This is a genomic window from Caulobacter sp. CCNWLW153 (assembly GCF_036889365.1).
In the GTDB taxonomy this organism is placed as follows: domain Bacteria; phylum Pseudomonadota; class Alphaproteobacteria; order Caulobacterales; family Caulobacteraceae; genus Caulobacter; species Caulobacter radicis.
The window spans coordinates 225,932-240,617 of sequence record NZ_JBAKFV010000009.1; the positions used below are offsets into that span (position 1 = coordinate 225,932).

Here is a 14,686-nt window from a genome sequence, read left to right on the forward strand (position 1 = left end):
GAGGGGCCCGCGCCGAAGGCGTGGGAGGGTGAGAGGTTTCAACGTCGGCAGGCTGACCTCGGCCTTATCCGAAGCCGCGCCGACGGCGCCGGACGTTCTGGTGAGTTTGTCACCTCTCACCCTCCCACCGCTTCGCGGCGGGCCCCTCCCTCTCTCGAAGAGAGAGGGATCAAACCTAAGGCCCCACCGTCGCCTTCATCTCCGGCGGCTTGCGTCGCATCGTCGCCTGCTCGTAGGCGTAGCTCAGGCTCAGCAGCCGCGCCTCGCTCCAGGCGGGGCCGATGAACGACAGGCCTAAGGGCAGGCCCTCGACCTGGCCCATGGGCACGGTCAGGTGCGGATAGCCGGCCACGGCGGGCAGGGTGGTGGCCGAGGCGCCGTAGTGGTCGCCGTTGACCGGGTCGATGGTCCAGGCCGGCCCCGTGGTCGGGGCGACGATCGCGACGGCGCCGGTCTCCTTCAGGATCCGGTCGATGCCTTCGGGGCCTGCCAGCCGCCTGGCGTCGGCCTTGGCCTTCAGGTAGTCGGGATCGTCCAGGCCCCTGGTCCCTTGCGCCTTCTCGAAGGTCTCCTGGCCGAACCAGCGCAGTTCCTCCGGCGTGGCGGCGTTGAAGGCGATCAGGTCGGCCAGGGTTCGCGGCTTGACCTTGGCCGGGTCGGTCGAGGCCAGGTAGGCGGCGATGTCGGCCTTGAACTCGGTGAACAGCACCACGCCCTCGGCCTTGCCGACCGGGCCCTCGTCGAAGGCCTTCACCTCCACCAGGGTCGCGCCTTGGGCGGTCAGGTCCTTCAGCGCCTGCTCGAACACCGCGTCGGTCTTCGGGGAATCTCCGGCGTAGAACCGCGCCACCGCCAGGGTGACGCCCTTCAGCGCGTCCTTCGACAGGGCGGCGGCGTAGTCGCCCTTGCGGGCGTCGGCCTCCAGCGTCGCCGGATCGGCTGGGTCCGAGCCGGCCATGGCGGTCAGCAGCAGGGCCGCGTCGCGCACCGTGGCGGTCATGGGGCCGGCGGTGTCCTGGCTGTGGCTGATAGGCACGATATGGGTGCGCGAGACCAGACCCACCGTGGGTTTGAGGCCCACCAGGCCGTTCATCGCCGCCGGACAGGTGATCGAGCCGTCGGTCTCGGTGCCGATCGCGGCCGCCGCCAGGCCCGCCGCGACCGCCGCGCCCGAACCGCTGGACGAGCCGCAGGCGCTGCGGTCGAGCGCGTAGGGATTGCGGGTCAGGCCGCCGACGGCGCTCCAGCCGCTGGTCGAGCGCGACGAGCGGATGTTGGCCCATTCCGACAGGTTGGCCTTGCCCAGCACCACCACGCCCGCCGTCCGCAGCCGGGCGACCAGGGCTGCGTCGCGGCCGGTGACATTGTCCTTCAGCGCCAGCGAGCCGGCGGTGGTGGCCATCGGGTCGGCGGTCTCGATGTTGTCCTTGACCAGGATCGGCAGGCCGTGGAGGGGGCCGCGCGTCTTGCCGGCCTTGCGCTCGGCGTCGAGGGCGCGGGCGATATCCAGGGCGTCCGGATTGAAGGCCAGGATGGCGTTGGTCCTGGCGCCGAACAGGTGCTGCGCCATGAGGCGGCCCAGCACGGCGTCCTCGGCGGTCAGTTCGCCCGAGGCCTGTCGGGCCTGTTCGTCTGTCAAATCGCCGTCCGGGCCGATGAAGCCGATGAGCACGGTTTCATCCTTGGCGGCTTCGGAGAGCGAGGCGAGGAACTCGGCCGGGGTCCTGGTCTTCGGTGTTGCGGGCGCTGTCACGGCCGGACCAGCCAACAGCAAGGCGGCTACACCGAGCAGCAACAGGCGCTTCATCCCCACGGTCATTCCCCCTGCCGGATACGAAAACGGCCCCGGCGAGAACCGGGGCCGCTTGCTCGATCACTCGCCCTTGAGCTTGCGGTCGAAGAAGTCGAGATGTGTTTTCATCACGTGCAGGCCCTTGGACCGGCTGCGGATGACGCTGTGGCGTTCGCCCGGATACAGCATGGTCTCGAAGGCGATGCCCTTCTTCTGCAAGGCCGCCAGCACGCGGGTGCTGTTCTCGAAGATCACGTTGTCGTCGGCCATGCCGTGGATCAGCATCAGGCTGCCGGGCTTCAGCTTGTCGACGCGACCCAGGAAGTCCGAGGCCGCGTAGCCGGCCTTGTTCTCGTCCGGCTTGCCCATGAACTGCTCGGTGTAGTGGGTGTCGTAGAGACCCCACTCGGTGGGCGGGGCGCCCGCGACGCCGGCCTTGAAGGGCGTGCCTTCGGCGCTCAGCATCATCAGGGTCATGAAGCCGCCGTACGACCAGCCCATCACGCCCAGGCGCTCGGCGTCGACGTAGGGCAGGGTCTTCAGGAAGGCCGCGCCGACGAACTGGTCCTCGACCTCGACCGTGCCCATGCGGCGGTCCAGCGCCGTCTTGAACGCCGTCGAGCGGTTGGACGAGCCGCGGTTGTCGAGCTTGAACACCACGTAGCCGGCGTTGGCGAAGGCCTCGTCGCTGACGTTCCAGGCCTTGGTCACGCGCTGGGCGTGCGGGCCGCCATAGACCGAGACGATCACCGGATACTTCTTGCTGGCGTCGAAGTTCGCCGGCTTCAGCAGCGAGTAGTGCAGGGCCTGGCCGTCGGCGGCCTTCAGCGTGCCGAACTCCGGAACCAGATGGTCGGCGGCGTAGGGCGCGTAGGGGTGGGCGGCGTCGAGCCTGTTCTCCTCGATCCAGCGCACGCGCTTGCCGGCCGGGTCATACAGCGCCGTCTGCGGCGGGGTCTTCGGATCGGAATACGAGCCGACGAAGGCGCCGGTGGCGGCGACCTTGGTGGTCCACCAGCCGCCGGCCGGGGTCATGGCCTTGGGCGCGGCGGGCTTGGTGTAGGACACCGAGTAGAGCCGGCGTTCGATCGGGGTGTCGATCGAGGCGCTGAAGAACACCAGGCCGCGCTTCTCGTCGACGTCGTCGACCGCCTCGATCTTGTCGACCGGCCAGTCGCCCTTGGTCACCTGGGCCAGCAGCTTGCCGTCTGCGGCGTAGCGATAGAGGTGCTTGTTCCCCGACTTTTCCGACGACCACAGGAAGCTGCCGTCCTTCAGCGGGCGGAAGTCGTCGTGCAGTTCCACCCAGTGCGGGTCGGTCTCGGTCAGGATGGTCTTGCCCCCAATCTGGCCCTGGCCGCCGGCCGGGTTGAAGGCGATCAGGTCGAGGGTCTTCTGGTCGCGGCTCTGGCGCTGGACGTAGAGGGTCTTGCCGTCCTTCGACCAGGCCACGCGGGCGAGGTAGATGTCCTTGTCGGCGCCCAGGTCGATCTGCACCACCTTGCCCGAGGCCAGGTCCTTGACGAACAGGTCGACGATGGCGTTCGGGCGGCCGGCGCGGGGATAGCGCTGGTCGATCACGGTCGCGCCCGATGGGCCGATGTCGGCGCGCGGCACGATGTCGACGCCGCTCTCGTCGACGCGAGTGTAGGCGATCAGGCGCTCGTCCGGCGACCACCAGTAGCCGGTGTCGCGGTCCATCTCCTCCTGGGCGATGAACTCGGCCACGCCGAACGACAGGGCGCCCTTGCCCTCGGCGGTGACCGCCGTCTCCTCGCCGCCGGTCAGCGGACGCACATAGAGGTTCTGGTCGCGGACGTACGAGACGAACCTGCCCTTGGGCGAGACCTTGGCGTCGACTTCGTCGCCTGGGGTCTGGGTCAGGCGGGTCACCTTGCCGTCGGCGACGCTGTCGACATAGAGGTCGCCATCCAGCGGCACGAGCACGAAGCGGCCCTCGCTGTCCCAGCTGTATTCGACGACGCCGCGGGCCAGCACCCGGGCGCGCTCGCGACGGGCGATCTCGGCTTCCGACAGCGCCTTGTCGCCCGATGACAGGGCGTTGGCGTCGATCAGGCGATAGGGCTCGCCGCCTTTGACGTCCACCGCCCACAGGTCCTGCACGTTGGCCGCCTCGGGCTTGGCCTTCAGGTAGGTCACCCGCTTGCCGTCCGGCGACAGCGCCACGCCCTTGGCGGTCGGCCCGTTGATGTCCGGGTCGGAGAACAGGCGCTCGGGGGTGAGTTTTTCGGCCATCACGGGAGAGGCCAGGGCGAGACAGGCCGAGAGGGCCAGGAGCGAGGGACGGATCATGGCGCGGACGCTAGAGCGCAGCGTGGCCGTTGTCAGCCCCCGTGCGTGCGATCCGAAGCTTCGCTTGAGAATCGTTACAATATAACATAACGGAAATGCGCAACGCGGATCGGCTCAGGCGAGCCGTCGCGTTTCCCTGCCATTTCCTTCCCGGACAGCGTGCCCCCTTGCGTAGATTTCTGCTCGCCTTCGCCTCGCTCCTGCCGCTCGCGGCCGTTCCCGCCCACGCGGAGGAGGGCGGCGAGACCCCCACCGCCGTGCAGCCGGTTCTCGTCGAGGGCGCCCAGGACGAGCCTGCTCCCGTCCTGACTGCCTCGCGCTCGGTCCTGGCCGGCGAGGCGCTGGCCCGCGTGCGCGCCGCGAGCCTGGGCGAGACCCTGGCCAAGACGCCGGGGGTGCAGAACAGCGCCTTCGGCCCCGCGGCCGGCCGTCCCGAGATCCGTGGGCAGTCGGGCCCGCGCGTGGCGCTGCTGGTCAACGGCATGCCCTCGCGCGACGCCTCGACCCTGTCGGGTGATCACGCCGCGCCGATCGAGCCGTTCCTGGCCGACCGCATCGTCGTCTCCAAGGGGCCGGCCTCGGTGCTGAACGGCAGCCAGGCGATCGGCGGTTCGGTCGACGTGAGCGACGGTCGCATTCCCACCCGTGTACCCGGCCAGGCCTTCTCGGGCCGGGCCGAGATCAGCGGCGGCTACAACACCGGCTCGGCCGCCATGGCCCGGCTCGACGGCGGCCAGGGCGAGTGGGCCTGGCATGTCGACGCCCTCTATCGCGACGTGCCCGACCTGCGCATTCCCTCGGGCTCCAAGGACGCGGCCTGCCGCACCTGGAAGTCGCTGGTGTCCAGCACCTATGTCCAGACCCTGTGCCAGGTGCGCCTGTCCAACCCGACCTGGGTGCGTGATCCGGTCACCGGCCTGTGGGTCGACGGCACCCCGCCCGAGCGCCAGGTGATCACCGACCGCAATCCCGGCGCCGACGGCCGGCTGTCGGGCAGCGGCCTGACGACCAAGGTCGTCACCCTGGGCGGCAGCCGGATCACCGCCGACGGCTATTTCGGCGCGGCCGTGCAGCGCTATGTCAGCGACTATGGCGTGCCGGGCTTCGCCTACATCACCTCCAGCCATCCGCAGCCGTCGCCGATCGGCCTTCAGGTCCGCTCGACGCGGTTCGACGTCAAGGGCGGCCTGACGCCCGACGCCCTGGGCGTGGCGCGCATCGACTTCGCCCTGGCCCGCACCGAGGGCGACGACCGCGAGGTCATCGACGGCCAAGCCCACACCCGCCTGCGCACCGAGGCCGACGACCTGCGCATCGACGTGACGCACAAGCCCTTCGCGGGCTTCACGGGCCTCGTCGGCGTGCAGGCCAGCCAGCGCGACCTCCTCACCGATGGCGCCAAGGCCTATCTGCCGTCGGTCGCCACCCGCGAGGAGGCCATCTACTGGGCCGAGCAGTTCGCCTGGCGCGCCCTGACCGTGAAGGCCGGCGCCCGCGCGGGCCGCACGCGCTACGACGTCGACGAGGCCACCATCCGTCCCGGGCGCGGCCTCGGCTCACTGGCCAAGGACCGCGACTACTCGACCACCGACCTGTCGGGATCGGTGCGCTACGACGTGCTGAAGGGCCTGTTCGTGGAAGCGCGCTATGACGAGACCGAACGCGCCCCGTCGCTGATCGAGCTCTACGCCAACGGCGACCACTTCGGCATCCTCACCGAGGAGCAGGGCGACTCCCGCCTGAAGGTCGAGCGGGCCAAGACCACCGAGCTGGGCGCGGGCTTCCAGCGCGGCCGCTATCGCCTGACGGCCGCAGCCTATCGCACCGACTACGACAACTATCTCTATCTCGGGAACACCGGCGTCTCGCGCACCCTGCCGGTGCGCGAATGGCGCCAGGGCGACACCCGGATCGAGGGCCTGGAGATCGAGGGCTCGGTCGCCTTCCGCGGCACGGCGGCCGGCGACTTCGTGATCGGCGGCTTCGTCGACCGGGTGCGCAGCAAGCCCCGCTTCACCCTGCCGGACGGCTACAGCCCCTTCACCTCGAAGGTGACGACGGCCGACTGGGACAAGGAATACTTCCGCCGCAACCTCGACGGCGACTACCTGCCGCGCATGCCGGTCTCGCGCTTCGGCGGCGACGTGTCGTGGTCGCGCGGGGTCTGGAGCGCCAGCCTGGGCGCCGTCCGCTATGAGGCGCAGGACCGCGTCGCCAAGAACGAAGCCCCGACCGCCGCCTACACCCTGGTCGACGCCCACGCCGCCTACGGCTTTGCGGCGCGCGGCGCCGAGTGGGAGGCCTTCGTCGACGCGACCAACCTGCTCGACGATGAGGCCCGGGCCCACAACTCGTTCCTGCGCTACCGCGCCCCGATGGCGGGGAGGGCGGCGCGCCTTGGGCTGCGGGCGCGGTTCTAGCGCTTGCCGCCCCGCAACTTCCATCAGGGCTGTTTGTAGGCTGGAATGGAGGCGGCGTTCGGACGTCTAGGCCGAGGCGGTCTTCAGCCGCCCTGAGTGGTCCTCGCCCTTCGACAAGCTCAGGGTGAGGACCATTTACAGGCCCGATCGCTGGAAAAACCTCATCCTAAGCTTGTCGAAGGACGAGGTTTTCGCCCCGACGCCCAATGTGATCGGACGCCTCACCCCTTCGCAAACCGCCGCCCCAGCCAGTCGATGATCGCCGCGTTCACCGCCTCCGGCTTCTCCTGCTGGGTCCAGTGGCCGCTGCCCTCGACCAGCACCTTCTCCAGGTCGTCGATCTGGTCGCCCATGCGGTCGGCGAGGCTGGGCGGCAGCACCACGTCGTGCTCGGCCATGATCATCAGGCAGGGGATACCGTCGATGCGGCGGGGCAGGGGTTCCGACCGCTCCCAGTTGCGGGTGAAGTTGCGGTACCAGTTGATCGGGCCGGTGAAGCCGCCCTTCTCGAACGCCTCCACATAGACCGCGCGCTCCTCGTCGCCGAGGAACTGCTTGTCGTCGGTCGCCGGATCGTAGTGTTCCAGCGCCAGTTGCAGGGCCAGCGAGCGGCGCTCGGCCGGACGCGACGAGAAGCCGACCACGTTGTCGCCGGGCAAGCGCATGAAGAAGCGCATGGTCTTGTCCACGTCCTGGGCGAACAGGGCGTCGGCCGCGCCGGGCGTCTGGAAGTGCACGATGTACATGTCCGGCCCGTAGGCGGCCTTGAACATCTCGATGGGATCGATCGGCAGGCGCGGCACGAACGGGGTGTTCAGCCCGATGATCCCGGCCACGCGGTCAGGATGCAGCAGCGGCATGGCCCAGACGACGATGCCGCCCCAGTCATGGCCGCAGAAGATCGCCTTCTCCACGCCCAGGTGGTCGAGCAGCGCGACCAGGTCGCCGGTCAGGTGCTCCATGTCGTAGTCGGTGACGGCGGTGGGCTTGTCGGTCAGGCCATAGCCGCGCTGGTCGGGGGCGATCACCCAATGGCCGGCCTGCGCCAGGGCTGCGACCTGATGTCGCCACGAATAGGCCAGCTCGGGAAAGCCGTGGGAGAAGACGATGGGAACGCCCTGGCGCGGTCCGGCCTCGTAATAGGCCATCCGCAAGCCGTTGATGTCGGCGAACTGCGGCTGCGGCCAGGTCTGCGCGGCGGCCATCGGCGTCTCCCTTGTTATGTTATCAGTGGTCAGATTGCGGGGCCGCGATCGACCGGGCAAGCGATAAAGGGTTCCCGTCGGGGCGGACGGGAGTAGAAGGCGCCCATGACTTCCGCCGCTTCCGCTTCCTCCTCCGCCACGCCCTGGCGGCTCGTCCTGCTTTTGGGGGCGCTGACGGCCTTCGCGCCGATGTCGATCGACATGTACCTGTCCAGCTTCCCGGCCATCGGCCAGACGCTGAAGGCGGGTCCCGAGCAGGTGCAGCTGACCCTGGCGACCTTCTTCGCCGGCATGGCCATCGGCCAGTTCCTCTACGGCCCGGCGTCCGACCGCCTGGGCCGCCGCGCGCCGATCCTGCTGGGCGTCGTCATCTACACCGTCGCCTCGGTGACCTGCGCCCTGGCGCCCAACATCGACGTGCTGCTGGGCGCGCGCTTCGTCCAGGCCCTGGGCGGCTGCGCCGGGGCGGTGGTGGCCCGCGCGGTGGTGCGCGACCGCTTCGACCACGCCGAGACGGCCCGGGTGCTGTCGCTGATGACCCTGATCATGGGCCTCGCGCCCGTGCTGGCGCCGCAGCTGGGCGGCCTGATCTTCGCCCTGGCCGGCTGGCGGGCGGTGTTCGGGGTGATGGCGCTGTTCGGCCTGGCCATCGGCCTGTGGGTGCTGCTGGGCCTCAAGGAGTCGCGCTCGGAAGAGACCGCCGCCCAGGCCCGGGCCGAGAACCCGCTGCGCGCCTTCGCCCTGCTGCTGCGGGAAAAGCGCCTCCTGGGCTACGGCATCGCCGGGGCGCTGAACGGCTCGGTGCTGTTCACCTACATCTCGACCTCGCCTGACCTGGTGATGGGGACCTACGGCCACTCGCCGCTGGTCTTCAACATCGTCTTCGCGGCGAACGCCGTGGGCATCATCGGCGCCAGCCAGGTCAACCGTCTGCTGCTGCGCCGGTTCAAGCCCGACGAGGTGCTGACCCGCGCCAGCCTCGCTTCCACGACCCTGGCCCTGGTGCTGAGCTTCTTCGCCTGGACGGGCCTGGGCGGCGAGTGGACCGTGCTGCCGGTGCTGTTCCTGGCGCTGTCGACCTACGGCCTGATGTCGGGCAACACCATGGCCGGCGCCCTCAGCGTCGACCCGCGCCGGGCCGGCTCGATCTCGGCTCTGATGGGCGGAACCTCGTTCGGCGCCGGCGCCGTGGCCGCCTGGGCCGGCGGCCTGCTGCACGACGGCACCCCGCGCCCGGTGGCGATCGTGATGTTCGCCTGCCTCGTGGGCTCCAGCCTGGCGATCTTCCTGCTGGCCGTGCCGAAGAAGGCGGCGGTTTCGGCCTAGCTCCAAATCCGTCGTCATCCCGGCTCCGCGGCCCGCTGCGCGCACCTTCGGCCGGGATGACGGCTGAGGGGTTTTAAGGCGCCGTCGGCCGCAGGCCGAACCAGCCGCCGTCGGCGTCGAACAGGACGTCGAACCGGCGCAGCGCGTGCCGGCCGGTGTTCACGAAGGCCGTCGGCATCGGCGAGTTGACCAGCACCTGGGTCGGCGCGACCGCGTCGCCCTGGCCGGTCGTGAAGGCCAGGGTCGTGACCGGCTGGGTCGGCACGGTGATGGTCACCGTCTGGCCGTCCGCCAGCACCGTCGACTGGGCCTTGTCGTTGGCGTTGGTCTGCGTCCGCGTCTGCAGGGCGGCCGGATCGGCCACGCCCAGGTACATGGTCGGGATGCCGGTATCGATCAGCAGCGCGCCGGGCTGGGCCGGCAGGCCGCCGGCGGCCACCTGCATCGGCGCCTGCGGCCAGTCCAGCGGTCCGTTCGGGCCCTGCTGGCCCAGCTTCACGAACCGGAAGCCGCCGGTGTTGGCCGGCGTCAGGCCCACGTGCACGCCATCGCGGGTCACCACATAGCCCCGGCGATAGGTCGCCGCCGCGATCGGCCGGCCGTCGATGGCGGCAAGGTTCAGCAGCGGGTTCTTCTGCGGCGTGCCCTGCGTCTGGCCGTTGCCCTCGCGCCCGAAGCCGACGCCCATATAGGCGATGCCCTTGGGCATGTTGATCGTGGCCTTGGGCGCGGCGCAGGTCCCCGGCGAGGTCTTCACGTCGTAGCCGGGGCATTTGTGCTCGATGTCGACCACCAGGATCGGCACCTGGGCCCGGGCCAGCTCGGCGCCGCCCGCATCGACGAAGGCGACGGATGTCGGGATCCAGTGACCGACCCACAGTCGCTTGCTGCTGCTCAGGAACTCCCAGCCGCGCGGATAGGCCTTGGCCTTGTCGGGCGACCAGCCGGGCAGGTCGGCGGCCGAGATCACCACCCCGGTCGAGCCGGTGTCCATCACCACGGGCGGCGGCGCATAGGCGCCCAGCGGTCCGTCCAGGCGCAGCGACACGGTCGGCGGCCCGTCGAACGGCGCCTGTCCGGCCGCCCAGGGCGTGAAGGGGATGAAGCGGCCCTGGCCGTAGGGCTGGAAGTCGGGTCCCGCCTGCGAGCAGGCCTGGGTCGCCAGCGTGGTCGAGGCCAGCAGCACGGCGGCCGCGCCTTGGGGGATCCTGATCGGTCGCATGAAGCCTGTCCTCCCTGGGTGGAGTTCACGTTACTTCGTGCAACTTAGAATGATCTATCCGCGCCTTTGCAAGCGTGGCTAGGCCTGGTCGGCGACCTTGCCGGCGCTCCAGGCCAGGGCCAGCCAGCCGGCCAGGAAGGCGACGCCGCCGATCGGCGTGATCGCGCCGAGAATGCGCGGACCGCCGAAGGCCATGGCGTAGAGGGTGCCCGAGAACACCAGCGTCCCCAGCAGGAAGAGGCCGGCGGCCAGCCCGCCCGAGCGTCCCGTGGCCCGCGCCACGGCGAAGGCGGCGAACACCGCCAGGGCGTGGGTCATCTCGTAGAGGGCGCCGGTCTTCAGCAGTTCTGCCGGCCGCGCGTCGTGCACGCCGTGGGCGGCGAAGGCCCCGACGGCCACCGAGACGAAGCCGCTGAGGGCGGCCAGGCGCAGATAGGTCTTCGGGGTCCAGATCTTCGCCATGGGCCTAGCGATGCTTCTCGTGCTGGGTCACTTCATCGGGCTTGATGTCGATGACGTTCGGCGCGGCGGCGTTGTATTGCTCGGTCTTGTGCAGGTCCATGACGACGCTGCGGTGGCCTTCCCAGATCATGTGCAGGGCGACGTACAGCACGATGGCCAGGCCCACGAAGCCGATCCAGCGGTGCTTGTGCAGCAGCTTGGCGATGGCGTTGGCGGCCAGGCCCATCAGGGCGATCGACAGCAGCAGGCCGAACACCAGGATGCCCGGGTGCTCGCGCGCCGCGCCGGCCACGGCCAGCACGTTGTCCAGCGACATCGAGACGTCGGCGATCAGCACCTGCAGGAAGGCGCTCTTGAAGCTCTTGGCCGGCTTGGCGCGCGGCTCGGTGGTCGGGTCGCTGTCGAGCACGGCGGCGGCGTCGGCCTCGTCGTGCTGGGCCTGGTCGCGCAGTTCGCGCCACATCTTCCAGCACACCCACAGCAGCAGCAGGCCGCCGGCCAGCAGCAGGCCCACCACGCCCAGCAGCCAGGTGGTGATCAGCGCGAAGCCGATGCGCAGCACCACGGCCGCGCCCAGTCCGTAGAGGATGACCTTCTTGCGGTCCTTCACCGGCAGGCCGCCGGCCGCCAGGCCCACGGCCACGGCGTTGTCGCCGGCCAGGACGAGGTCGATCATCAGGACCTGGAGAAAGGCGGCGGCGGGGCCGTCGGGCGTGAAGAGCGTTTCGAGCATGCGGTCTCAATGAGGCAGGCCGCGCGCCCTGGCAAGGGCGGGAAAAGCGGGCCGGAAACGAAAGCGGCGCGCCCCGGTCCGGGACGCGCCGCTGAAAGGGTTCGAGGCCTCCGGTCCTAGTGGACCGGCTCGGGCTCGCGACGGGTTTCCTCGCCGGCCGGCTCGGCGTGAATCGCCGGTTCGGCGGCCGGTTCGACATGGGCCTGCTCGCTGACGTGCTGCACCTGCGGGCTGTCGTCGGCCGGGGCGGGGAAGGGCTCGTGCTCGGCCGCCTGGGCGGCGGCCTGCTCGGCCTTGGTCTCCTGGTGGTGGTTGAACATCGCCGTGGCCGCGGCCCCGGCGATCGCGCCGCCGGCGGCGGCCACCATCGGGTTCACATAGGCCACGTCCTGCGACTTGGGCGTGTCGAACTCCGGCTCGTTGCGGCCGTAGTCATGCAGGGTGCGGAACTTGCGGCGACGCTCGGCCCGTTCCTTGGCCTTGGCGGCGTTGCGCGAGATCGCGACCAGGATGATCAGGGCCAGCAGGACCAGGCCCGCGCCCAGCAGCGACTTGCCTGGAACCTTGCCGATCCCCGGAACCTCGTACTGCGCGTCCAGGAAGGCCGGCAGCTGGAAGCCCTCGGCCGCTTCCTTGGCCTTGGCCGGCACGGCGGCGACCTGCTTGCTGATCGAGCCCAGCGAGAACGGCTGGGCCGGCTTTGCGCCATCCAGCGAGGCGCCGAACGAGGTGGTCAGCTGGCCCTTGGCGTCCGGCGTCGGCTTGACCTGCCAGGCGAAGGTGGTCGGCTCGCCCGGCTTGACGGTCGCGGTCTGGCGGCCGTTCGGGGTGATCTCGTAGCCCTGGCCTTCCAGGTCGGCATAGGCGCTGACCTTCTTGGCCGGCTTGCCGATCCCGAGCTTGGCGGCCTGCTGCTTGATCATGTCGCCCAGCGTGGCCGGGAGCGACAGGGTGACCTGGCCTTCCTTGCCGGTCTTCAGGCTTTCGGCCGTGGCCAGCACCGCGCCGCTGGTGGCGACAGGGGCGACGGCGGCCTGCAGCTTCTCGACCTTGGGCGGCAGCTTGGCGGCGGCGGGCGCGGCCGGGGCCGCCACAGGGGCCACGACCGGGGTAGGGGCCTTGGCCAGCTGCGCCGGCTTGGCGGGCGGGGCGACCGGCTTCAGGACAGGGGCCTGGGCCGCGGTCTTGGGCGCCGGCGCGACGGGCGCGGCCTTCACCGGAGCCGGCGCGGGCTTGGCGGCGGCCACGATAGTGGGCTTGGAGAGCGGCTTCGGCGTCGCCTTGGCCACCGCCGGCGCGGCCGGGCGGGCGGCGGCGACCGAAGCCGGACGGGCGTGGTGGGGCCTGGCGTGCGGACGCGCCGCCGGCTTGGCCTCGCGCGGGTTGGCGATCGGGCGCATGGCGGTGACCAGCGTGCCGTCGGCCCGGCGCCAGGTCTTCAGGCGCGAATCGTCGGTGGTGACGGCGACCGGCTTGGGCTGGGCGATCGGACCGCCCAGCAGGCCGTCGGCCGGCGGGGCCTCGGCCCTGGCGGGCGGCGCGCCCAGAAGTTCCGACTTCTCGACGGGCGGCGGCGGCGCCGGCTCGTTCAGAGCCGACGACGTATCAGCCGGCTGCTTGGCGCCGCACCCCGCCAGCGCCAGCACGACAACGGCGGACGAGGCCAGGGCCGCCGTCCGGAACTTCACCTGCAACATCGGGTCCCCCGATCCCATGCTTCAAATCCTCCGCGAGCTAAGGCTCGCGGAGGTACTCGTCCGCGAGGAAAACACGTCGTTGCGACGAAATCAAAACGGTTAATCGGGATTCACGAACCGATTTCCCCCGTGGCGCGAACTCGTGACGTTTCATAGAGCGCGATCGCCGCCGCGGCGGACACATTCAGGCTCTCGAAGCCGCCGGGCATGGGGATTTTTCCCATCGCGTCGCAGTGCTCGGCCACCAGCCGGCGCACGCCTTCGCCTTCCGAGCCCAGCACCAGCACGGTCGGGCCGCCGTCCAGCACCTCCTCGAGGCTCTGTTCGGCCTCGCCAGCCAGGGCCACGGCCCTCCAGCCCAGTTCCGCCAATTCCTCGAGAGCCCGCGAAAGATTGACCACGCGCGCGTAGGGCGCCTTGTCGACCGCGCCGACGGCCGTCTTGGCCAGCACGCCTGACAGGGCCGGGGTATGCCGATCTTGCAGAACTAGGCCCTTCACCCCGAAGGCGGCGGCCGAACGGAAGATGGCGCCGACGTTCTGCGGGTCGGTGATCTGGTCGAGCATGACGATGACGCCCTGGGCCGGCGTGCCCAGTTCGGCCAGCGACAGCGGTTCGGGCTCGCTCACCTTCATGGCGATTCCCTGGTGCACGGCGCCCTGCGGTAGAAGTCTGGCGATGTCGCCGGGCTCGAGGACCTGCAAGGCGGGGTGGCGCTGCAGATTCGGCGCGAGTCGCTTGGCCCGGTCCGGGGTCACCAAAAGGCGCTTCGCGGGGGGTCTGGCGGGGTTCGAAAGCGCCGCTTCGACCGCGTGATTCCCCCAGATCCACTCCTTCTCGTCGCCCGATGCCTTGGAAAAGGCCTTGCTTTTCTGAGGCTTGGAGCGAATTTCACGTTCTGGCGCTTTTGGCCTTCTACGGTCGTTGCGTTCAGAATGAGAGGACACTATAAGACGCGCTCCGATTTGGGGGCCACGAGGTTCCGCGAGCCGGTCCGGCGGTGCTTAAGCACAGTCCGTTCCTGCTCAAAGAGCTTTTGTTCCTCGATCCACAGTAGCCGTTTGACACGGCCGCGAAGATCGAAGATATGGCCGCCTCTTCCGGAGTTCACATCGCGCCGTGGGGGAATGTCCCGAGCGGCAAAGGGGGCGGACTGTAAATCCGCTGCGAAAGCTTCGAAGGTTCGAGTCCTTCTTCCCCCACCACGCGCGATGAACCCGGAAGGAGGGCTGAAGGCCCCCGAGCCAAGAGACGGGAGCCGATCGCGACCCCGCTGCCAGTTTTAGCTAGGCCCAATTCTAGCTATCGAGGGCGGGTATAGCACAATGGTAGTGCAGCAGCCTTCCAAGCTGAGGATGCGGGTTCGATTCCCGCTACCCGCTCCAGCTCCCCCAAGACGTTATCCGTAAGCAACCAGCCGCCGGCGCGAAGGTAGAGACGATGGCCAAGGAAAAGTTCGAACGTAATAAGCCGCACTGCAACATCGGCACCATCGGTCACGTTGACCATGGCAAGA

The 14,686-nt window shown here is 69.8% G+C and carries 11 protein-coding genes and 2 tRNA genes; 5 read left to right on the forward strand and 8 right to left on the reverse strand.

The genetic code is table 11. From position 1 onward, the window contains the following. Window positions 1-175 precede the first annotated feature (175 nt). Both V6S85_RS15680 and V6S85_RS15685 read right to left on the reverse strand, forming a co-directional pair. Window positions 176-1,807: an amidase gene (locus V6S85_RS15680; protein ID WP_334349500.1), complete on the reverse strand. Its 1,632-nt coding sequence runs from the start codon at window positions 1,805-1,807 to the stop codon at window positions 176-178. A 66-nt stretch (window positions 1,808-1,873) separates the two neighbouring features. Further along, the gene (locus V6S85_RS15685; protein WP_334349501.1) at window positions 1,874-4,105 is read right to left on the reverse strand and encodes a S9 family peptidase; all 2,232 of its coding nucleotides are present in this window, start codon (window positions 4,103-4,105) and stop codon (window positions 1,874-1,876) included. 167 nt (window positions 4,106-4,272) lie between these two features. Here V6S85_RS15685 and V6S85_RS15690 point away from each other — a divergent pair, with 167 nt between their 5' ends. Next, window positions 4,273-6,525 (forward strand): TonB-dependent receptor, encoded by a 2,253-nt coding sequence (locus tag V6S85_RS15690; protein WP_334349502.1) that lies wholly within the window; start codon window positions 4,273-4,275, stop codon window positions 6,523-6,525. Between the two features lie 221 nt (window positions 6,526-6,746). Here V6S85_RS15690 and V6S85_RS15695 read toward each other — a convergent pair whose 3' ends face one another. Next, a complete protein-coding gene (locus tag V6S85_RS15695) occupies window positions 6,747-7,730 on the reverse strand; it encodes an alpha/beta fold hydrolase (RefSeq protein ID WP_334349504.1) in 984 nt (327 codons plus the stop codon). A 105-nt stretch (window positions 7,731-7,835) separates the two neighbouring features. Here V6S85_RS15695 and V6S85_RS15700 point away from each other — a divergent pair, with 105 nt between their 5' ends. Continuing rightward, window positions 7,836-9,056, forward strand: a complete 1,221-nt coding sequence (locus V6S85_RS15700) for a multidrug effflux MFS transporter (RefSeq protein WP_116565370.1) — start codon at window positions 7,836-7,838, stop codon at window positions 9,054-9,056. Window positions 9,057-9,129: 73 nt separating this feature from the next. Here the strand turns inward: V6S85_RS15700 and V6S85_RS15705 are convergent, their stop codons facing one another. The 5 genes from V6S85_RS15705 to rlmB form a co-directional block, all read right to left on the reverse strand. Further along, complete coding sequence (locus tag V6S85_RS15705) at window positions 9,130-10,278, reverse strand: hypothetical protein (RefSeq protein ID WP_334349505.1); 1,149 nt, start codon at window positions 10,276-10,278, stop codon at window positions 9,130-9,132. A gap of 78 nt (window positions 10,279-10,356) precedes the next feature. Further along, the gene (locus tag V6S85_RS15710) at window positions 10,357-10,740 is read right to left on the reverse strand and encodes a DUF423 domain-containing protein (protein WP_116565374.1); all 384 of its coding nucleotides are present in this window, start codon (window positions 10,738-10,740) and stop codon (window positions 10,357-10,359) included. A 4-nt stretch (window positions 10,741-10,744) separates the two neighbouring features. After that, entirely contained in the window at window positions 10,745-11,473 is a 729-nt protein-coding gene (locus V6S85_RS15715; RefSeq protein WP_116565376.1) for a TerC family protein, read from the reverse strand. 116 nt (window positions 11,474-11,589) lie between these two features. Next, window positions 11,590-13,188, reverse strand: a complete 1,599-nt coding sequence (stpX, locus tag V6S85_RS15720) for a stalk-specific protein StpX (RefSeq protein ID WP_334349506.1) — start codon at window positions 13,186-13,188, stop codon at window positions 11,590-11,592. Between the two features lie 92 nt (window positions 13,189-13,280). Continuing rightward, window positions 13,281-14,117, reverse strand: coding sequence for a 23S rRNA (guanosine(2251)-2'-O)-methyltransferase RlmB (gene rlmB, locus V6S85_RS15725; RefSeq protein WP_116565380.1), 837 nt, complete (start codon window positions 14,115-14,117; stop codon window positions 13,281-13,283). Between the two features lie 174 nt (window positions 14,118-14,291). Here rlmB and V6S85_RS15730 point away from each other — a divergent pair. The 3 genes from V6S85_RS15730 to V6S85_RS15740 form a co-directional block, all read left to right on the forward strand. Beyond that, window positions 14,292-14,375: transfer RNA gene (locus V6S85_RS15730), tRNA-Tyr, on the forward strand. Window positions 14,376-14,481: 106 nt separating this feature from the next. Further along, window positions 14,482-14,555 (forward strand) — tRNA-Gly (locus V6S85_RS15735). Between the two features lie 55 nt (window positions 14,556-14,610). Then, a partial coding sequence (locus V6S85_RS15740) for a hypothetical protein (RefSeq protein ID WP_334349513.1) occupies window positions 14,611-14,686 on the forward strand: 76 nt, incomplete at its 3' end.

Bases quoted from the DNA above. Each gene is read 5' to 3' on its own strand.
- V6S85_RS15680 (WP_334349500.1), bottom strand. From the start codon at position 1,807: ATGAAGCGCCTGTTGCTGCTCGGTGTAGCCGCCTTGCTGTTGGCTGGT.
- V6S85_RS15685 (WP_334349501.1), bottom strand. From the start codon at position 4,105: ATGATCCGTCCCTCGCTCCTGGCCCTCTCGGCCTGTCTCGCCCTGGCC.
- V6S85_RS15695 (WP_334349504.1), bottom strand. From the start codon at position 7,730: ATGGCCGCCGCGCAGACCTGGCCGCAGCCGCAGTTCGCCGACATCAAC.
- V6S85_RS15700 (WP_116565370.1), top strand. From the start codon at position 7,836: ATGACTTCCGCCGCTTCCGCTTCCTCCTCCGCCACGCCCTGGCGGCTC.
- V6S85_RS15705 (WP_334349505.1), bottom strand. From the start codon at position 10,278: ATGCGACCGATCAGGATCCCCCAAGGCGCGGCCGCCGTGCTGCTGGCC.
- V6S85_RS15710 (WP_116565374.1), bottom strand. From the start codon at position 10,740: ATGGCGAAGATCTGGACCCCGAAGACCTATCTGCGCCTGGCCGCCCTC.
- V6S85_RS15715 (WP_116565376.1), bottom strand. From the start codon at position 11,473: ATGCTCGAAACGCTCTTCACGCCCGACGGCCCCGCCGCCGCCTTTCTC.
- stpX (WP_334349506.1), bottom strand. From the start codon at position 13,188: ATGGGATCGGGGGACCCGATGTTGCAGGTGAAGTTCCGGACGGCGGCC.